The sequence below is a fragment of the Enterobacter sp. RIT418 genome, from assembly GCF_003057745.1.
Taxonomy (GTDB): Bacteria; Pseudomonadota; Gammaproteobacteria; order Enterobacterales; family Enterobacteriaceae; genus Enterobacter.
Window position 1 is genome coordinate 53031 of the sequence record NZ_QBJD02000020.1, and the last position, 16843, is coordinate 69873.

The 16843-nt window shown below is 58.9% G+C and carries 20 protein-coding genes; 7 read left to right on the top strand and 13 right to left on the bottom strand.

Translation table 11 applies throughout. The features are described 5' to 3' along the window. Positions 1–198 precede the first annotated feature (198 nt). Both fdhD and DBY73_RS19540 read left to right on the top strand, forming a co-directional pair. A complete protein-coding gene (gene fdhD, locus DBY73_RS19535) occupies positions 199–1035 on the top strand; it encodes a formate dehydrogenase accessory sulfurtransferase FdhD (protein ID WP_112012730.1) in 837 nt (278 codons plus the stop codon). 114 nt (positions 1036–1149) lie between these two features. Continuing rightward, the gene (locus DBY73_RS19540) at positions 1150–1362 is read left to right on the top strand and encodes a DUF1471 domain-containing protein (RefSeq protein ID WP_015569916.1); all 213 of its coding nucleotides are present in this window, start codon (positions 1150–1152) and stop codon (positions 1360–1362) included. 44 nt (positions 1363–1406) lie between these two features. Here DBY73_RS19540 and DBY73_RS19545 read toward each other — a convergent pair whose 3' ends face one another. After that, positions 1407–1730: an AzlD domain-containing protein gene (locus tag DBY73_RS19545; RefSeq protein ID WP_112012732.1), complete on the bottom strand. Its 324-nt coding sequence runs from the start codon at positions 1728–1730 to the stop codon at positions 1407–1409. After that, complete coding sequence (locus DBY73_RS19550) at positions 1730–2389, bottom strand: AzlC family ABC transporter permease (RefSeq protein WP_112012734.1); 660 nt, start codon at positions 2387–2389, stop codon at positions 1730–1732. The genes DBY73_RS19545 and DBY73_RS19550 overlap by 1 nt, the downstream gene beginning before the upstream one ends. A gap of 102 nt (positions 2390–2491) precedes the next feature. On the opposite strand from DBY73_RS19550, the gene DBY73_RS19555 reads away from it, so the two are divergent. After that, positions 2492–3040: an XRE family transcriptional regulator gene (locus DBY73_RS19555; RefSeq protein ID WP_112012736.1), complete on the top strand. Its 549-nt coding sequence runs from the start codon at positions 2492–2494 to the stop codon at positions 3038–3040. Between the two features lie 82 nt (positions 3041–3122). On the opposite strand, the gene tssD is transcribed toward DBY73_RS19555, so the two are convergent. The 8 genes from tssD to rhaB form a co-directional block, all read right to left on the bottom strand. Beyond that, positions 3123–3614, bottom strand: coding sequence for a type VI secretion system tube protein TssD (gene tssD / locus DBY73_RS19560; RefSeq protein ID WP_112012737.1), 492 nt, complete (start codon positions 3612–3614; stop codon positions 3123–3125). Position 3615: 1 nt separating this feature from the next. Next, on the bottom strand, positions 3616–3888 hold the full coding sequence (locus tag DBY73_RS22145) for a hypothetical protein (protein ID WP_146745796.1): 273 nt from the start codon (positions 3886–3888) through the stop codon (positions 3616–3618). Further along, positions 3863–4384 carry a DUF2778 domain-containing protein gene (locus tag DBY73_RS19565; protein WP_112012739.1) on the bottom strand — a complete coding sequence of 174 codons (522 nt, stop codon included), beginning with the start codon at positions 4382–4384 and terminating at the stop codon, positions 3863–3865. Before DBY73_RS19565 ends, DBY73_RS22145 begins: the two co-directional genes overlap by 26 nt. A gap of 349 nt (positions 4385–4733) precedes the next feature. After that, a complete protein-coding gene (rhaM, locus tag DBY73_RS19570; protein WP_112012741.1) occupies positions 4734–5048 on the bottom strand; it encodes an L-rhamnose mutarotase in 315 nt (104 codons plus the stop codon). Next, positions 5045–6193, bottom strand: coding sequence for a lactaldehyde reductase (gene fucO / locus DBY73_RS19575; protein WP_112012743.1), 1149 nt, complete (start codon positions 6191–6193; stop codon positions 5045–5047). The genes rhaM and fucO overlap by 4 nt, the downstream gene beginning before the upstream one ends. A gap of 47 nt (positions 6194–6240) precedes the next feature. Beyond that, positions 6241–7071, bottom strand: a complete 831-nt coding sequence (gene rhaD, locus DBY73_RS19580; protein WP_112012745.1) for a rhamnulose-1-phosphate aldolase — start codon at positions 7069–7071, stop codon at positions 6241–6243. A 120-nt stretch (positions 7072–7191) separates the two neighbouring features. Continuing rightward, on the bottom strand, positions 7192–8451 hold the full coding sequence (gene rhaA / locus DBY73_RS19585) for an L-rhamnose isomerase (protein ID WP_112012747.1): 1260 nt from the start codon (positions 8449–8451) through the stop codon (positions 7192–7194). After that, complete coding sequence (gene rhaB, locus DBY73_RS19590) at positions 8448–9917, bottom strand: rhamnulokinase (protein WP_112012748.1); 1470 nt, start codon at positions 9915–9917, stop codon at positions 8448–8450. Before rhaB ends, rhaA begins: the two co-directional genes overlap by 4 nt. 301 nt (positions 9918–10218) lie before the next feature. Here rhaB and rhaS point away from each other — a divergent pair, with 301 nt between their 5' ends. Then, entirely contained in the window at positions 10219–11055 is an 837-nt protein-coding gene (gene rhaS / locus DBY73_RS19595; RefSeq protein WP_112012750.1) for an HTH-type transcriptional activator RhaS, read from the top strand. 73 nt (positions 11056–11128) lie between these two features. Beyond that, positions 11129–11977, top strand: a complete 849-nt coding sequence (rhaR, locus tag DBY73_RS19600) for an HTH-type transcriptional activator RhaR (RefSeq protein WP_112012751.1) — start codon at positions 11129–11131, stop codon at positions 11975–11977. Here the strand turns inward: rhaR and rhaT are convergent, their stop codons facing one another. Then, entirely contained in the window at positions 11978–13012 is a 1035-nt protein-coding gene (gene rhaT / locus DBY73_RS19605; RefSeq protein ID WP_112012752.1) for an L-rhamnose/proton symporter RhaT, read from the bottom strand. Positions 13013–13301: 289 nt separating this feature from the next. On the opposite strand from rhaT, the gene sodA reads away from it, so the two are divergent. Together sodA and yiiM are read left to right on the top strand one after the other, a co-directional pair. Further along, complete coding sequence (sodA, locus tag DBY73_RS19610) at positions 13302–13922, top strand: superoxide dismutase [Mn] (protein ID WP_112012754.1); 621 nt, start codon at positions 13302–13304, stop codon at positions 13920–13922. Between the two features lie 66 nt (positions 13923–13988). After that, positions 13989–14663, top strand: coding sequence for a 6-hydroxyaminopurine reductase (yiiM, locus tag DBY73_RS19615; RefSeq protein ID WP_112012755.1), 675 nt, complete (start codon positions 13989–13991; stop codon positions 14661–14663). 102 nt (positions 14664–14765) lie between these two features. On the opposite strand, the gene cpxA is transcribed toward yiiM, so the two are convergent. Beyond that, positions 14766–16139, bottom strand: coding sequence for an envelope stress sensor histidine kinase CpxA (cpxA, locus tag DBY73_RS19620; RefSeq protein ID WP_112012757.1), 1374 nt, complete (start codon positions 16137–16139; stop codon positions 14766–14768). Beyond that, positions 16136–16834: an envelope stress response regulator transcription factor CpxR gene (cpxR, locus tag DBY73_RS19625; RefSeq protein ID WP_112012759.1), complete on the bottom strand. Its 699-nt coding sequence runs from the start codon at positions 16832–16834 to the stop codon at positions 16136–16138. The genes cpxA and cpxR overlap by 4 nt, the downstream gene beginning before the upstream one ends. Positions 16835–16843: the final 9 nt, after the last annotated feature.

Consider the following 16843-nt stretch of genomic DNA (forward strand, 5'->3'; position numbering starts at 1 on the left):
ATTATAAAATGTGATAACGATCACTTTAATGCCCTTACATGTTAAAGGGGTGTAGCGGCGTCCGCATTGCACCTCTCCTTAGTGAGTAGGTAAACTTGACGGGGATGGGTGACGAAAAGTTGATCCATACTATGCGCAGGGCCTGTGGTTTATGGTGCAATAGCAGGCTCACCTCCGTGGTTGTTCAGGAATACCGCTGTGTCTAAACAAAACCGTGTTAACCGTCCGTCGCCGCTGCCCGCGGGCATTGTCGAGCTGCCGGTTCACAGGCCGCCCCGCGTTAGCGATGCCATCCCCGATTTTCTGGCGCAGGAAGTTCCCGTTGCGCTGGTCTACAACGGCATTTCGCACGTGGTGATGATGGCCTCGCCCAAGGATCTGGAGCTGTTTGCCGTCGGGTTTTCCCTTTCAGAAGGCATCATTGAACATCCGAAGGAGATCTACGGCATGGAGGTGGTGCAGGCCTGCAACGGGCTTGAGGTGCAGATTGAGCTTTCAAGCCGACGCTTCATGGGGCTGAAAGAGCGCCGCCGCGCGCTGGCCGGACGCACCGGCTGCGGCGTATGCGGCGTGGAGCAGCTTAACGACATCGGCAAGCCCGTGTCGCCGCTGCCGTTCACGCAGACGTTTAACCTGGCGAACCTCGACCGTGCCCTTGAGCACCTGAACGACGTCCAGCCCATCGGCCAGCTGAGCGGCTGTACGCACGCAGCGGCCTGGGTATTGCCGTCGGGCGAGATTATCGGCGGACACGAAGACGTGGGGCGCCACGTGGCGCTGGACAAGCTGCTGGGGCGCAGGGCGCGTGAGAGCGAGGTTTGGCAGCAGGGTGCCGCCCTGGTCTCCAGCCGCGCCAGCTACGAGATGGTGCAAAAGGCGGCGATGTGCGGCGTTGAAATCCTGTTTGCCGTCTCGGCGGCCACCACGCTGGCCGTTGAGGTGGCCGAGCGCTGCAATCTGACGCTGGTCGGTTTCTGCAAGCCGGGAAGGGCGACGGTGTATACGCATCCGCAGCGCTTAATTGTTGATCAGTAAATTTGAATGATTTCTGCAAATCCTTCCGCTTTTAGTTGTTCGTGTTGAGGTCTACTATTTATCTCAACAAGGCAATACGCCTTATCCAAACAACTAATTGAAAGGGTTTATCTCATGAAAAGCATCAAAACTTTTGTCGCTGTAATCGCTCTGGCTGCTTCATTTGGTTCTTTCGCTGCGCAAACCGTAACCGCATCCGCCTCTACGCTGGACGGTGCTGAAGCGAAAATCGCCGCACAGGCTCAGGAAGCGGGCGCGTCTTCATACAAAATTACCCAGGCATTTACCGGTAACCGCGTGCACATGACCGCTGAACTGAACAAATAAGCCAGTCGTCACACCGTCGAAAGAGCGCCCCAGGGGCGCTTTTTTTATTGCAGCCCCGCCAGGCGCAGCAGCGCGGTAACGACCGCCGCCGCTACGATCACCACAATTAACGGCATTTTGCGCCAGGCCAAAAACACCGCAAACGCCACGCCCAGCACCCGCGCCATGCCGGCGAAATGCTCACCTTCATAAAACGTTGTCGCCAGCGCCACCGAGAACAGCAGCACCGTTGCTGCATCCGACAGCAGCGCCTGCGAGCGCTCCGAGAGCGCCAGCCGGTTGCCAAGCTTCGCCCCGCCGAGGCGCATCAGATAGGTTCCCGCCGACAGAATGGCGATGCCCAGAATAAAGACCGTCATGTTTTCCATTATTTCTTCCTCGCGGCCAGGCCAAGTAAAGAGAGCAGAACCGGCAGGCCCACCGGCGCGAACGGCACGGCGGCCAGGGACAGTACCGCGCCGCTGCAGGCGCGGATCAGCGTGGTGCGGTTTTTAAACGCCGGCACCACCAGCGCCAGCAGGATGGCCGGGAACACGGCGTCCAGCCCGATGGTTTCCGGGTCCGGCAGCAGCTTTCCGACCATCGCCCCCAGCAGCGCGCCGAGCGGCCAGATAATCGCCACGCCCAGCCCGCACAGCCAGTAGGCGGCCTTGCGCTGCTCCGGCGTTTTTTGCGACAGGCCAAACACCACGCTTTCATCGTTCATGATGTGGCAGCCTAAAAAGCTCAGGCCGCGCTTGCCCACCAGCTCGCGCACCGTGACGCCAAACGGCACGTGGCGCGCGTTAACCAGCAGCCCGGCCGCCGCCGCCGCGAGCGGATTCCCACCGCTGGCCACGATGCCAATGAACATAAACTCAGAAGCCCCGGCCAGCACGGTGATGGATAGCACAAAGGGAACCCAGACCGGAAAACCGTAGGCCATCGCCAGAGAGCCATAGGACATCCCGACGACGCCCACCGCCAGGCAGACCAGGATGATTGCTTTTATGGTGTCGCCTTTCAGGCAGGAGAGATGATGCGTCATACAATTTTAGCCATATCGAACGAGTTTCCATTATAATGAACGCAACAGAATGGTTTTACAAGACGAACGAATCGTTCGATTTAACAAGATTAAGGGGCGTTTATGACGCAGCCAATTAGCGTGATCGCCAAAAGCCTGGTGCGTGAGCGCCTGAGAACCGGCCTTTCGCTGGCGGAAATCGCCCGCCGCGCCGGGGTCGCCAAATCGACGCTTTCGCAGCTGGAGTCCGGCAACGGTAACCCTAGCCTGGAAACGCTGTGGTCGCTGTGCGTGGCGCTGGATATTCCTTTTGCGCGCCTGTTCGAGCCGCAGCAGCCGACCACGCAGGTGATCCGTCGGGGAGAAGGGACAAAGGTGGTGGCCGGGCAGGCAAACTACGAGGCGATTTTACTGGCGGCGTGCCCGCCGGGCGCGCGGCGCGACGTTTATCTGCTGCTGACCCAGCCGGGCGCGGACAGGATCTCCCAGCCGCATCCGCCGGGATCGGTGGAGCATATTATCGTGACGCAGGGGCGGGCAATGGTTGGCTTACTCGACGCGCCGGTAGAGCTCGGGGAAGGGGATTATATTTGCTACCCCGCCGACCAGCCGCATATCTTTAAGGCGCTGGAGCCGGATACGCACGCGCTGCTGGTGGCGGAACAGAACTAGCGAAGGTACAGAAGCTAAAAGGCATTGCAAAATAATCTGGGCTGTCTGTCACTCCTGCCAGCAGCTCCGTTTTCACCTTTTTTTATGCTGTAGCGCGTTCATTCCACGCGTCACTATGCTGGATGTTGCCGTCAACAATGCGCCAGGTAATTTTCTCATACTGCAAGCTGACGCTTTCGACGTGATTGATTTTGTCGTTGGCCGCAATTTTCACGTTTGGGACGCTACAGTTAACGCCGGTAACCTTCACGTTCTCCATCAATACGGTGTAGTAACACGCTTCCTGGCCTGCATCGTTGATGTGATAGAACTTAATTTCTGCGCTTTTCAGCGCCTGACCGGTGGCGGCGGCTTTATAAAGATAGGGGGTAGAACTATCCACTTCCTTTTCGATCCTCATTGAGGAGTGCTGACGCGTACCGGTGATCGCTCCGTTAGCACTGTCCACCGGCAAATTAATGCCATGACTCAGCCCGATGATCTCAATGCTTCCTTCGCGGTCTTTGACATCTACCGAGCCTTTAATATCCGCGCCGCCATCGTCTTTGAGCCACATATAGGGAGGAATCGGCATGTCATTTGTTCCTTATTTTTTTTAATAACGTCATTGTTAAAAGATAAAGGAGCGTTGTAATGAGAAGGATGGTTATCAACCCAATATAGGTATAAACCTCATAAAGACGGTCCTGACCTATCTCACTGCGGCCAGAAAACACTTCGCCGATCCGATGTGCAAATTCATAGTCAAACCAGCCTTCAGCAGGACCCAGGGTGCGTCCTACCGGAAAGGATAACGCGATAAAGTAAATCGTCTTTGCAACCCTACGAGCAAGTTTTGGTAAAGCCACCGTCAATTACCTCTATCCATCCTCTAGCCATAAGAAAACGCATACAGGGTACCTGTATTGACGTTGTGTTCATCAGTGCGTCTCTTATCATCCCGTAGTCGGAATTATGTGCAATAGTGATACAACCCTCAGATATCGTACCTGGATGAAGCCTGAATAAGCCTCTGTGAACGTGATCAATCCATGTTCCATCGTCTATCCCAAAGTCATCCCGGTATAAAGCAAACCATTCATCCCGGTTGAACTCGGCACCATAAAAATACCGATTAACGAGATCTTGCGATTTCGCTTTTAACGTGGAGACGAAGCCGCCGTTTCCACGCTCAATGATCCAGTATTTACCTGGAGGCAATGGGCCTCGCGTGGGGATAGCAGCGCAGTTGGCATTATTTCGAAAGGTACCTTGCCCTGAGTGGGCCATAAAAACGCCGACCCCATAAAGATTGAAGGGTGCATAGTCTGCGCCATTCAGTATCAACGTTCCGTGTAAGGCCATATTTATCTGTCTCTTATCACTTCAAGTAACGACACTGCTATTACAGCGTTTGAGAATTTCATTCCTGTTCCATCCTTGCCGCAAGCTTGTTCGTTCCAGCATATGCCCGCTGCCGTTTCGGAATTTCAGGCGCGATCGTATTTACGCGCTATCAATGTATTTTGAGACATTGACCAGGCATTTTTTAACCAAATTAGGGGGAAGTAAAATTCCGGAAAAGTGCCGTATTTCAACGGGATCTTTCAGCATGATAGTGCGGGATGGGAATAACGGTTTATCCAGCATTCCACGTGAGAACGAGGCAAACACCGTATTATGGCGCTGCCGCGAAGGCGGCAGCGTTAGCGCGTTACGCTAAATAAAACACCTCTTTTAACGCCGCGCTCACCGGGCTGTTGTCCGGGTTCGACGGCATGACCTCGCGCATGTGCTTCCACCAGCGTTGGCACACGTCGGTGTTGGCCACCGCGTTCCAGCGCTCCTCCGATTCGATCTCAACGGTCGCAAACAGCAGGCTGCGTTCCTCGTCGAGCCAGATGGCGTAATGGTGCACGCCGTGGTCTTTCAGCACCGCTTCCAGCTCGGGCCAGATGGGGTTATGGCGGCGTTCGTACTCGTCGTGCGCGTCCGGGTTGACCTGCATCACAAAGGCTTTGCGGATCATAACGCCTCCAGGTACAGCTCGCGGACCTCTTCGCGGCTCGCAGCGCGCGGGTTGCACGGTGCGCACGGGTCGGCAAGGGCGTTGTCCAGCCAGCCGTCGATGTCGGATTTCGTCACGCCGAGCGCGCTAAAGCCGGACGGAATGCCCACGCGAACGCTCAGGTCGCGGATGGCCTGGATCGCCGCCGTGCTGGCGGCTTCGTCGCTCATGCCGCGGGTGTCGACGCCCATCGCCTGCGCCACGCGGGCAAAGCGCGCGACGGCGTTCGGGCGGTTAAAGTTTTCAACGATCGGCAGCAGGATGGCGTTGCAGACGCCGTGCGGCAGGTTGTGCGTCGCGCCCGGCTGGTGCGCCAGCGCGTGAACCAGCCCCAGGCCGGCGCTGTTAAACGCCATGCCTGCCAGATACTGACCAAACGCCATCTGCTCGCGGGCCTCCAGATGGTGACCGTCGTCGATCGCTTTCGGCAGCCAGAGGGCGATCAGGCGGATTGCTTCCAGCGCGTTGGCGTCGGTCAGCGGGTGCGCGCCCACGGAGACGTACGCTTCGATGGCGTGGGTCAGGGCGTCCATGCCGGTGGCGGCGGTCACGGAGGCCGGGATCTCAAGCATCACGCTGGCGTCATCCACCGCGATGTCCGGGATGATGTTGGAATCAATAATCACCTCTTTTACGTGGCGCTCGGCGTCGATGATCACCGCGTTGCTGGTCATCTCCGCCGCGGTGCCTGCGGTGGTATTAATAGCGACCAGCGGCACGCCCGCGTTTTTCACCTTGCCAACGCCGGAGTAGGCGGTAGACGGCCCCGGATTCGCGGTGAGGATTTTAATCGCCTTGGCGGTGTCGATCGGGCTACCGCCGCCGAAGGCGATGACGAAATCACACTCCGCGTCCCGATAGGCCGCGTAGCCTTTCTGCACCAGCGCTTCCGTTGGGTTTGGAAACACCTCGTCGAAGAGGTGATAGGACATCTGGTGAGCGTCCAGCGCGGTGAACAGGCCGTCGAGCAGCCCCAGCTTCACCAGCTGGCCGTCGGTGACGATCAGCGCTTTGCCCCACTGCTTGTTCGCCACCAGATTGACCATGTCGCCGATTGCGCCCGCACCGTGAAGGCTGATTTTCGGCAGCGCCAACATAAAACTCATGATAATTCTCCTTATCTCTCGCCGAACGTCTTCGGTCAGCGGGGCGGTTACGCGTACAAATCCAGCGCCGACTGCATCGGGCTGACGCCAAAGCGTTTGCCCAGCGCGATCAGCTCTTCCCGGGTGATGGTTTGCTTCATGCCGCCCATGGAGTAGACCTTCACCAGCACCTCGGCTGACTTCTCGGCGGTGTCGATCAGGCCGAAGGTTTCATCCAGCGTCGGGCCGCTGCCGAAGACGCCGTGGAACGGCCACAGAACGAGAGAGTGCTTTTGCATATCCCTGGCGGTCGCCTGGCCGATCTCATCGGTGCCCGGCACCATCCACGGCAGAATGCCCACGCCGTCCGGGAAGACCACCAGGCATTCGGTGCTCCCTTCCCACAGCTTGCGGGTGATGAACTCGGCGCTGTTTTCCAGCACGTAGGTCAGGGCGATCAGGTTGGTGGCGTGGCAATGCATGATCACGCGGTCTTTGCCGCCGGTTGCCGTCATGCGCTCGCAGTGAGAGAGGAAGTGCGCGGGCAGTTCGGAGGTGGGAACGGCGTCGTCCGTCAGGCCCCAGAGGATGAAGTACCCCGCGCCGTCGCTGTCTACCTTAACGACGCCGAGGTTGGCCTGCGGGTCGAGCTGCACGTTGCGGAAAAATTTGCCGGAGCCGGTGACGATAAAAGGCGTATTCGCGAGCTGCGGCATCGGCTGGCTCAGCGCAATATAGCGCGGCTTGTGGTGGAAATCGGCGGCGTACGGCTCGATGTCCGCCTCATCCAGGCGCAGCGTGAGGTTGCCGCCGTTGCGTTCGTCCCAGCCCTTCAGCCAGGCGTCGGAGGTGGCTTTGATCATGCCCTGGACGAACCAGGAGTGGGTGATGGTTTGCATAGTTTTCTTTTCCATTTATCGCGGTGAGAGTTTCCCCTCACCCTAACCCTCTCCCCAAAGGGGCGAGGGGATGGTTTGCTCCCTCTCCCCTTTGGGGAGAGGGCAGGGGTGAGGGGGCAATTACCCGCGCTGGCTCAACACGTCTTTCTCATACGCCCGCACGTTCTCCAGCCACTGGCTGCCCGCAGGCACATCGTGGCGCTGGCAGTACATTTCCCACACCGCCTGCCACGGCAGGGATTTTTGCTCCTCCAGCAGCGCCAGGCGGGCGGTGTAGTCGCCGTTTTCCTCAAGCTGTTTCAGCGCGGCGGTAGGCTCCAGCAGCGCGCGCAGCAGGGCTTTCTTCATGTTGCGGGTGCCGATCACCCACGCCGCGATGCGGTTGATGGAGGCGTCAAAGAAGTCGAGGCCGATGTGCACGCGGTCGAACAGGTCGTGGCGGATGATTTCGCTGGCAATCGCCTGGGTTTCGTCATCCAGCAGCACCACGTGGTCGCTGTCCCAGCGCACCGGGCGGCTGACGTGCAGCAGCAGGCGCGGCACGTAGAGCATGGCGGCGGAGATTTTGTCCGAGATGACCTCGGTCGGGTGGAAGTGGCCCGCGTCCAGGCACAGCGCGGTCTGGCGGCTGGTGGCGTAGCCCATGTAAAACTCGTTCGAGCCGACGGTGTAGCTCTCCGCGCCGATGCCGAACAGCTTGCTCTCAACGGCGTCGATGTGGTGCGCCGGGTTCAGCTTTTCGCTGATGGCCTCGTCCAGCGCGGCCAGCAGGCGCTGGCGCGGGGCCAGGCGGTCAACGGTGATGTCCTTCATGCCGTCCGGGATCCAGATGTTCATCACCGACGGCGTGCCGAGCTGCTCGCCGAAATACGCCGAGACGCGGCGGCTGGCTTTGACGTGGTCGATCCAGAACTGGCGGATCTCATCGTCCGCGTGGGCGAGGGTAAACCCGTCCGCGCTCAGCGGATGCGAGAAGCAGGACGGGTTAAAGTCCAGCCCCAGACGGTTGGCTTTCGCCCATTCCACCCAGTTTTTGAAGTGCTCGGGCCTGATCTCGTTGCGCTCAACCGGCTCGTCGGACTCCAGATAGATCGCGTGCAGGTTCAGGCGCTTTGGCCCCGGGATCAGGCTCAGCGCCAGTTCGAGGTCGGCACGCAACTCGGCTGCGCTGCGCGCTTTCCCCGGATAGTTGCCGGTCGCCTGAATGCCACCCGTCAGCGAACCGCCCGGGTTTTCAAAACCGGCGACGTCATCGCCCTGCCAGCAGTGCATGGAGACCGGCAGGCGGTCAAGCTGGCGCAGCGCCGCGTCGACGTCCACGCCGACGGCGGCGAAACGCTGTTTTGCCAGTTCCCAGGCTTGTTCTAGTTGAGTGGTCATGCGCAAAGCTCCTTTATCAGTCGTTTTTGCTGAAACTGCGCCCGATAGCGGGCTATCTTATGGCGGGGATGGGGGGTAAAGGTCATCAGGCTGTGGTTCGCCGCGACGACCGCACGGAAATCGTCAACGCTGGAGAGTTCATCCAGGGTCATTAGCTGAACGCCGATATTGCCGAGCGTGGAGGCCTCTACCGGGCCCGCCACGACGGTGATGCCGCAGGCGTCCGCGCAGAGCTGGTTCAGCAGCCGGTTCTGGCAGCCGCCGCCAACGATATGCAGCTGGCTGAACGGCCTGCCGCGCAGGCTCGCCAGCTCGCTCAGGACGTCGGCATACAGCAGCGCGAGGCTGTCAAAGATGCAGCGCGCCAGCTCGGCGGGGCGGGACGGGACCGGCTGTCCGGCCTCGACGCAGGCGGCCTGGATCTCGGCGCTCATGTGCGCCGGATTGATAAAGCGATCGTCGTTGGGGTTGATCAGATACGAGCCGGCGGCGAGCGTTTCCGTCTCGGCGATAAGCGCAGGCAGGTCGGTCACGTTCTGCTCCTTCAGCACCCGCTGCAGCAGCCATAGCCCCATAATGTTTTTCAGCACCCGGTAGCGGCCTTCCGCGCCGCCCTCGTTGGTGATGTTTGCCGCCATCGCCGCGTCGCTGGTGTAGGGCGTTTTGCTCTCAAACCCCATCAGCGACCAGGTACCGGAGGAGAGATAGGCCGCGTCCGCGTCGGCGAGCGGCGAGGCGATGACCGCGCTGGCGGTATCGTGGCTCGCCACGGCCACCACCGGGATCGGATTGCCCTGCGGGCAAATCCACTGGCCGATCACGTTGCCGGGGTGGGTCGGCGTGCCGAACCACGAGGCCGGTGCGCCCGTCCAGTCGAGAAGGGTTTCATCCCAGGCATCGGAGTTAATGTTCACCAGCTGGGTGGTGGTGGCGTTGGTGTATTCCCAGTTGAGGTTGCCGGTCAGGCGATAGCTCAGGTAGTCCGGGATCAGCAGCGCGTGCGCCGCGCGATCCACCGCTTCCGGCTGCTGCTGTACCAGCGCGCGCAGCTGGTACAGCGTGTTGAACGGTAAAAACTGAATGCCGCTGCGCCCGTAGATCGCTTCTTTACCGAGCCGGGCAACGGCCTGTGCCATCACGCCGTCGGTGCGGCTGTCGCGATAGGACACCGGCAGCCCGACGCGCTCGCCGCGCTCGTCCAGCAGCACAAAGTCCACGCCCCAGGTATCAATGCCGATGCTGTCGATCGGAATCCCGGCGTCGCAGACCTTTTGCAGCCCGGTGCGGATTTCAGCTTCCAGGCCGTCGATATCCCAGGTCTCAAAACCGTCCTGCTTTTGCAGGCAGTTCGTAAAGCGGTGCATTTCACGCAGCGACAGCGCGCGCTGGCTACCGTCCCAGGTGGCCAGCATGACGCGCCCGCTGGATGCGCCTAAATCAACAGCCACACAATGGCGAAAAGTCATGTTCGGGTCCTTCTTTAGGTCATTAGCGATGAGTGTAAAAAGGGTCGATAAATGACGCCTTCTTGCCAGTGACAGCGAAAAACGGCGGCTGGCAAGAAAGCAAAGGTGAACGTGAGGCGGTTCACAGTTTCCTGTTATGGTGGGCTTTTCAGGCAGTGTGACGCTTCCCGCATTTCCCGATCTTTCCGCCGGTTTCTTGAAAAATCGGCGGGTTTTGCGCGCTTTGCTGCCGAAAATTCAAGGTGCGGGTGAAGGGGCTTAATTACTATTTTGAGAAGATTTCTCATTAGTGGTGGCCGATATGACCGTACTACACAGCGTGGATTTTTTTCCTTCGGAAGGTTCGCCCGTTGCGATTGAGCCGCGGCTTCCTCAGGCGGCATTTCCTGAACACCATCATGATTTTCATGAAATTGTGATTGTTGAGCATGGGACGGGCATTCATGTATTCAACGGGCAGCCGTACACCATCTGCGGGGGAACGGTCTGCTTCGTGCGCGATCACGACAGGCACCTGTATGAACATACCGACAACCTTTGTTTGACCAACGTGCTTTATCGATCCCCGGACGCGTTCCAGTTTCTTGCGGGGCTGAACCAGCTGCTGCCGCAGGAAAAGGACGGACATTACCCGTCGCACTGGCGGATCAACCAGGCCACGCTGTCGCAGGTGCGCCTGCTGGTGAGCCAGCTTGAGCAAAGCGAAGAGGGGCCGGAGACGCACGCCCTTGCCGCGCGCGAGCTGCTGTTTATGCAGCTGCTGTTGCTGCTGCGCCGGGGGAGCCTGGTGGAGGGAATGGGAAACAACGATGCGCGGCTGAATCAGCTGATGGCCTGGCTGGAGGAGCACTTTGCCGAGGACGTCTGCTGGGAAACGCTGGCGGATGATTTTTCGCTGTCGCTGCGCACCCTGCATCGCCAGCTTAAGCAGAACACCGGGCTTACGCCCCAGCGCTACCTCAACCGGCTGCGCTTAATCAAGGCGCGCCACCTGCTGCGCCACACGGATGAAAGCGTTACGGACATCGCCTATCGCTGCGGTTTTGGCGACAGTAACCACTTTTCGACGCTTTTTCGCCGCGAGTTCAGCTGGTCCCCGCGCGATATTCGCCAGGGCAAGGACGTGACGCTTCAGTAACGCGAGGGTAATCACCGTATTCCCGGCGTAAAAACGCTAATAATGTCGGGTTATTCATCGTTGAGGTTAGGGTGTGGCCGCTCAGTTAACGCTTCGCAAAGAAGATTTTTTTTCCTCTGCCGGACAAGCCGTCGCGGTGGCCGACCGCTATCCGCAAAACGTCTTTGCCGAGCACACCCATGAGTTTTGCGAGCTGGTGCTGGTGTGGCGGGGTAACGGCCTGCACGTGCTCAACGACAGGCCCTACCGCATTACGCGTGGCGATCTGTTTTACATACGCGCGGAAGACAAACACTCTTACGCCTCGGTTAACGATCTCGTTTTACAGAACGTGATTTACTGCCCTGACCGCCTGCGGCTCAACGTCGACTGGGCCGCAAACATTCCCGGCTTTAGCGATGCGAAAGGCACGCCGCACTGGCGTCTGAGCAGCAGCGGCATGGCCCAGGTTAGGCAGGTGATTTCCCTGCTTGAGCAGGAGAGCCAGAAAACCGACCCGGTATCCCATTCGATGGCGGAACTGCTTTTTGCCCAGCTGGTGATGACCCTTAAGCGCCACCGTTTTGCCACCGATAGCCCTTCTGCCACGGCGCAGGAAACCCTGCTGGACAAGCTCATTACCACGCTTGCCGGCAGCCTGAACCGCAGCTTTGCGCTGGAGAAATTCTGCGAGCAGGCGCAGTGCAGCGAGCGCGCGCTGCGCCAGCAGTTTCGCGCCCAGACGGGAATGACGGTCAACCACTACCTGCGCCAGCTGCGGATTTGTCACGCGCAGTATCTGCTGCAGCATACGGAGCAGATGGTGAGCGAAGTGGCGATGCGCTGCGGGTTTGAGGACAGCAATTACTTCTCCGTGGTCTTTAACCGCGAGGTTGGGATGACGCCGGTTCAGTGGCGCCATCGCAGTCGTAAAGCCGCGTAGTCAGTTTGCCATGCCGAGGCCGACAATGTTGGCCGCGATAATGATCACTACGCAGCCCAGGCTCAGCACGCCAACCGGACGTCGGCCCGCGTTGTTCCACTCTTTCAGCACCAGGCCCACCAGCCCGCCGCACAGCACGTAGAAGCTCATGTGCAGCATCCAGCTCATGTAGTCGTACTGCGGCGGTATGCTGGCGTGTCCCCAGGCGTAGAAGAAGAACTGCAGGTACCACATCAGGCCGCCGAGCGCGGAAAGCAGCACGTTGGTGATGATGAGCGATTTTGCCAGCGAGAAGTCCGCTTTTATCGACAGATCCTTCACTTTTGCCAGACGAATAAAGCAGAAGCCGAGGTTAACCAGCGCGCCGCCGCCCATGATCACCACGTAGCTTGGCAGCGCCACGTACAGCGGGTCAACGCCCAGCGCCGCGGCGGCGTCATGCATGGGCTTGGCGGCGTTCATGGCGAACGACATCCCGGCGGAGAAGATGCCGCACATCACCGCCAGCACCAACCCTTTCTTCAGGTTAAATTCCTCCGCCTTGATGCCCATTTTGCGCTCTTTCAGCTGGCCCGCGCGCGTCACGATGCCCACGCCGATGACCGCCACCAGCACGCCCAGCAGCGTCATTCGTCCGCCCCGGGTGTTAATCAGCACGTCGAAATTGCCGTTGATGATTGGCGTCATCAGGGTGCCGACAATCAGGGTGATGCCAATCGCGATGCCGATGCCCATCGACATGCCCAGATAGCGCATGGTCAGGCCGTAGTTGATGTTGCCAATGCCCCACATCGCTCCGAACAGAAACACCGGCAGCAGGGTAGAGGCGCTAAAGGAGGAGAAATAACCCCAGAAGTCCGGGAGCAGCATGGCGCTGATGGTCCAGGGCAAAATCAGCCACGACACCGTGCCGCCAACGGACCACATCGTTTCCCATGACCAGTGTCTGACCTTTTTGAACGGAGCATAAAAACAGGCTGCGCTGGCCGCGCCTATCAAGTGCCAGAAAATCCCCATCGTAATCGCATGACTCATGTTCACATCCTCATCGTTTTTATCGGCTGGTGGTGTCCCACTCTCACGATGAGTGTAAAAATTAGGCGATTTAATGACCTTTAAGCGGTTGCCGCCTCCGGGGCACGGGTGGCAATCAGCCCGTTAACCGCGTGAGCAGACTCACAATTTCGCTATTGATCAAAAATTCAATAACCTTATAAAAACTACGGCATTGATAATCATTTTCAATATCATTTAATTAACTATAATGAACCAACTGCTTACGCGGCATTAACAGCTGTGCCGCCCGACAATAATGGAGAGGATTATGAGTTATACACTGCCATCCCTGCCGTATGCCTACGACGCACTGGAACCGCATTTCGACAAGCAGACGATGGAAATCCATCACACTAAACACCACCAGACCTATGTGAACAACGCGAACGCCGCGCTGGAAAGCCTGCCAGAGTTCGCTAACCTGCCGGTTGAAGAGCTGATCACCAGGCTGGACCAGCTGCCAGCGGACAAGAAAACCGTTCTGCGCAACAACGCGGGCGGCCACGCTAACCACAGCCTGTTCTGGAAAGGCCTGAAAACCGGTACCACCCTGCAGGGCGACCTGAAAGCGGCTATCGAGCGCGACTTCGGTTCCGTTGACAACTTCAAAGCGGAATTCGAAAAAGCCGCTGCGACCCGTTTCGGCTCCGGCTGGGCGTGGCTGGTCCTGAAAGGTGACAAACTGGCGGTGGTTTCTACCGCAAACCAGGACTCACCGCTGATGGGTGAAGCTATCTCTGGCGCTTCCGGTTTCCCAATCCTGGGCCTGGACGTGTGGGAACACGCTTACTACCTGAAGTTCCAGAACCGCCGCCCGGACTACATCAAAGCCTTCTGGGACGTGGTGAACTGGGACGAAGCCGCAGCGCGTTTCGCCGCTAAAAAATAAGGTTGCATTGACGCCTGTGAGAAGCGAGTCTGATGACTCGCTTTTTTTGTATCTGAAGGAGTAGATATGCACTACCCGGTCAACGTGTTTACAGGCAAGGTCAGGGACTACGACGGCAGCCGCCCGAGCGCCATTGCTAAAATTCAGGTCGACGGCGAGCTGACGTTGACCGACCTCGGGCTGGCGGGCGACGAGCAGGCCGAGAAGAAAATCCACGGCGGGCCCGATCGCGCGCTGTGCCATTATCCACGCGAGCACTATCAGCACTGGATAGCCGAGTTTCCCGAGCAGGCGGACCTGTTTGTCGCGCCCGCGTTTGGTGAGAACCTCTCTACCGACGGGCTGACCGAAAAGAACGTCTTTATCGGCGATATCTTCCGCTGGGGCGACGCCCTGATTCAGGTGACGCAGCCGCGCTCGCCGTGCTTTAAGCTCAACTACCATTTTGGCATTCCGGATATGTCCGCCCAGCTGCAAAGCGCGGGCAAAACCGGCTGGCTTTATCGCGTGGTGCAGGCGGGGCCGGTTTCGGCGGACGCGCCTCTTGAGCTGGCGTCACGCCTGAGCGACGTGTCGGTGTACGATGCCTGCGCGATTGCCTGGCATATGCCGTTCGACGATGAACAGTACCATCGCCTGCTGTCGGCGGCGGGGCTTTCGACAAGCTGGACCAGAACGATGCAGAAGCGGCGTATTAGCGGCAAGATCGAGGATAATTCGCGGAGATTATGGGGGAGATAACTGCCCCTCACCCCGGCCCTCTCCCCAAAGGGGCGAGGGTGAAAAGACCGCACTGAGCAGTCCCCTCTCCCCTATGGGGAGAGGGTTAGGGTGAGGGAAAAACTACGAACGCTTATACAGCGGCAGCCACAGCGTTAACCGCAGGCCGCCCAGCGGGCTGTCGTCGGCTTTCACCCAGCCGCGGTGCTGCTGCATAGCGGTTTCGACAATCGCCAGCCCCAGCCCCGTGCCGCCGGATTCGCGGTCACGCGCCTCGTCGGTACGGTAGAACGGGCGGAAAATCTGCTCGCGATCTTCCGGACTCACGCCAGGACCGTCGTCGTCCACGATGATGGTGATCCCGTCTTTATCCACCGAGAACGCCACCTCAATCTTCGTGTGCGAGTAGCGCAGGGCGTTACGCACGATGTTTTCCAGCGCGCTTTCCAGCGCGTTAGGGTTACCGTACAGCGGCCATGGCCCCGGCGGGAAGTTGACGGTGAACGATTTGCCCATCTGCTCGGCTTCGAACGCGGCGTTGTCCAGCACCTCGTGCCACAGATGATTCGCTTTCACCGTTTCGCTCACCAGCGCGTTTTTCTGCTGATTGCGCGACATGACCAGCAGATCGTTGATCATGCTGTCCAGGCGATGGGCTTCCGTTTCAATGCGCTCCAGCTCTTTGCTCTCACCGCTGCGGCGACGCAGCAGGGCGGTACCGAGCTGGAGCCGCGTCAGCGGGGTGCGCAGCTCGTGGGAGATATCCGACAGCAGTCGCTGCTGCGCCGTCATCATGCGGTCCAGGGCGCTTACCATCTGGTTAAAACTGGTGCCTGCGGCGAGAAACTCCTGCGGTCCAGCTTCCAGCTCGGGATGCTGCCTCAGGTTCCCCTGGGCCACTTCGTCTGCGGCATTTTTCAGCTTGCGCGCCGGTTTCGCCAGGCTCCACGCCAGCCATAGCAGCAGCGGCGAACTGACCAGCATCGTGACGATCAGCAGCAGAAGCGGGCGGTCAAACAGGAGATTGATAAAGTCGGACTGGGAATTGCTGGCAGGGCGAATCAGGTAGAGCTGGTAGTTATCTTCCCCGTCCCGGACCGAGAAGGGGCCAACCATTTCTACACGACCGTATTTCTTCTTCTGCGGGTGATCGGCGTTATCCGCCTGGCCGATAAAGTTACGGATAATCTGCATTTCATTGCGATCGGCGCCGATGACGCGGCCTTCGCTGGTCACCAGCAGCAGGCGTTGTCCGGGCGGTGCCCACTTGTCGATAGCGCGAAACAGCCTGCGCCACCACATCAAATCGTTTGGCGGGTCGTTTGCCAGCTCGGCTTCCACGTGCTGCTCGATCATCACGCCCTGGCGTTGCTCGCTGTCGAGCAGCTCCGTCATCTGGCGTGAGTCGAGTTTTGGCAGCATTAAAACGAGCATCAAAACCAGTGCCAGCGTCAGCCAGAAAATGGCGAAGATGCGGGCGGTTAAGCTTCCTATCATGAAGCGGAAACCATCAGATAGCCGCGACCGCGCAGCGTTTTAAACCACGGATGACCGTCTTTGCGCTCCGGCAGCTTGCGGCGAAGGTTAGAGATATGCATGTCGATGGCGCGGTCAAACGGCGTCAGGCGTTTGCCCAGCACTTCCTGGCTTAAATGTTCACGCGATACCACCTGGCCAAGGTGCTGCGCCAGCAGATACAGCAGGGTAAACTCGGTGCCCGTCAGTTCCAGCGTTTCGCCATCAAAGCTCGCTTCCTGGCGGCCCGGGTTCAGGCTCAGGGAGTCCACTTCCAGCGTCGGTGAGCTGTTGTCCGTGCTCTGCTGCTGTTCGCTCCAGTGAGAACGACGCAGGATTGCGCGAATACGGGCAACCAGTTCACGGTCGTTGAACGGTTTCGGTAAATAGTCATCCGCGCCCAGCTCGAGGCCAAGTACGCGATCAAGCTCGCTGCCGCGCGCGGTCAGCATGATAACGGGGGTCTGGTGTGTCTGGCGAAGCTCTTTCAGCGTATCAATGCCGTTCTTCTTCGGCATCATGACGTCGAGCAAGAGCAGATCGATGCTGTCGTCAAGGAGACTCAGCGCCTGTTCGCCATCATGGGCGACCAGAACGTTGAAACCTTCCATGTCGAGCAACTCCTTTAAAAGGGATGTGAGCTCTCGGTCATCATCAACTAACAGGATTTTATTCATTGTTTAAAT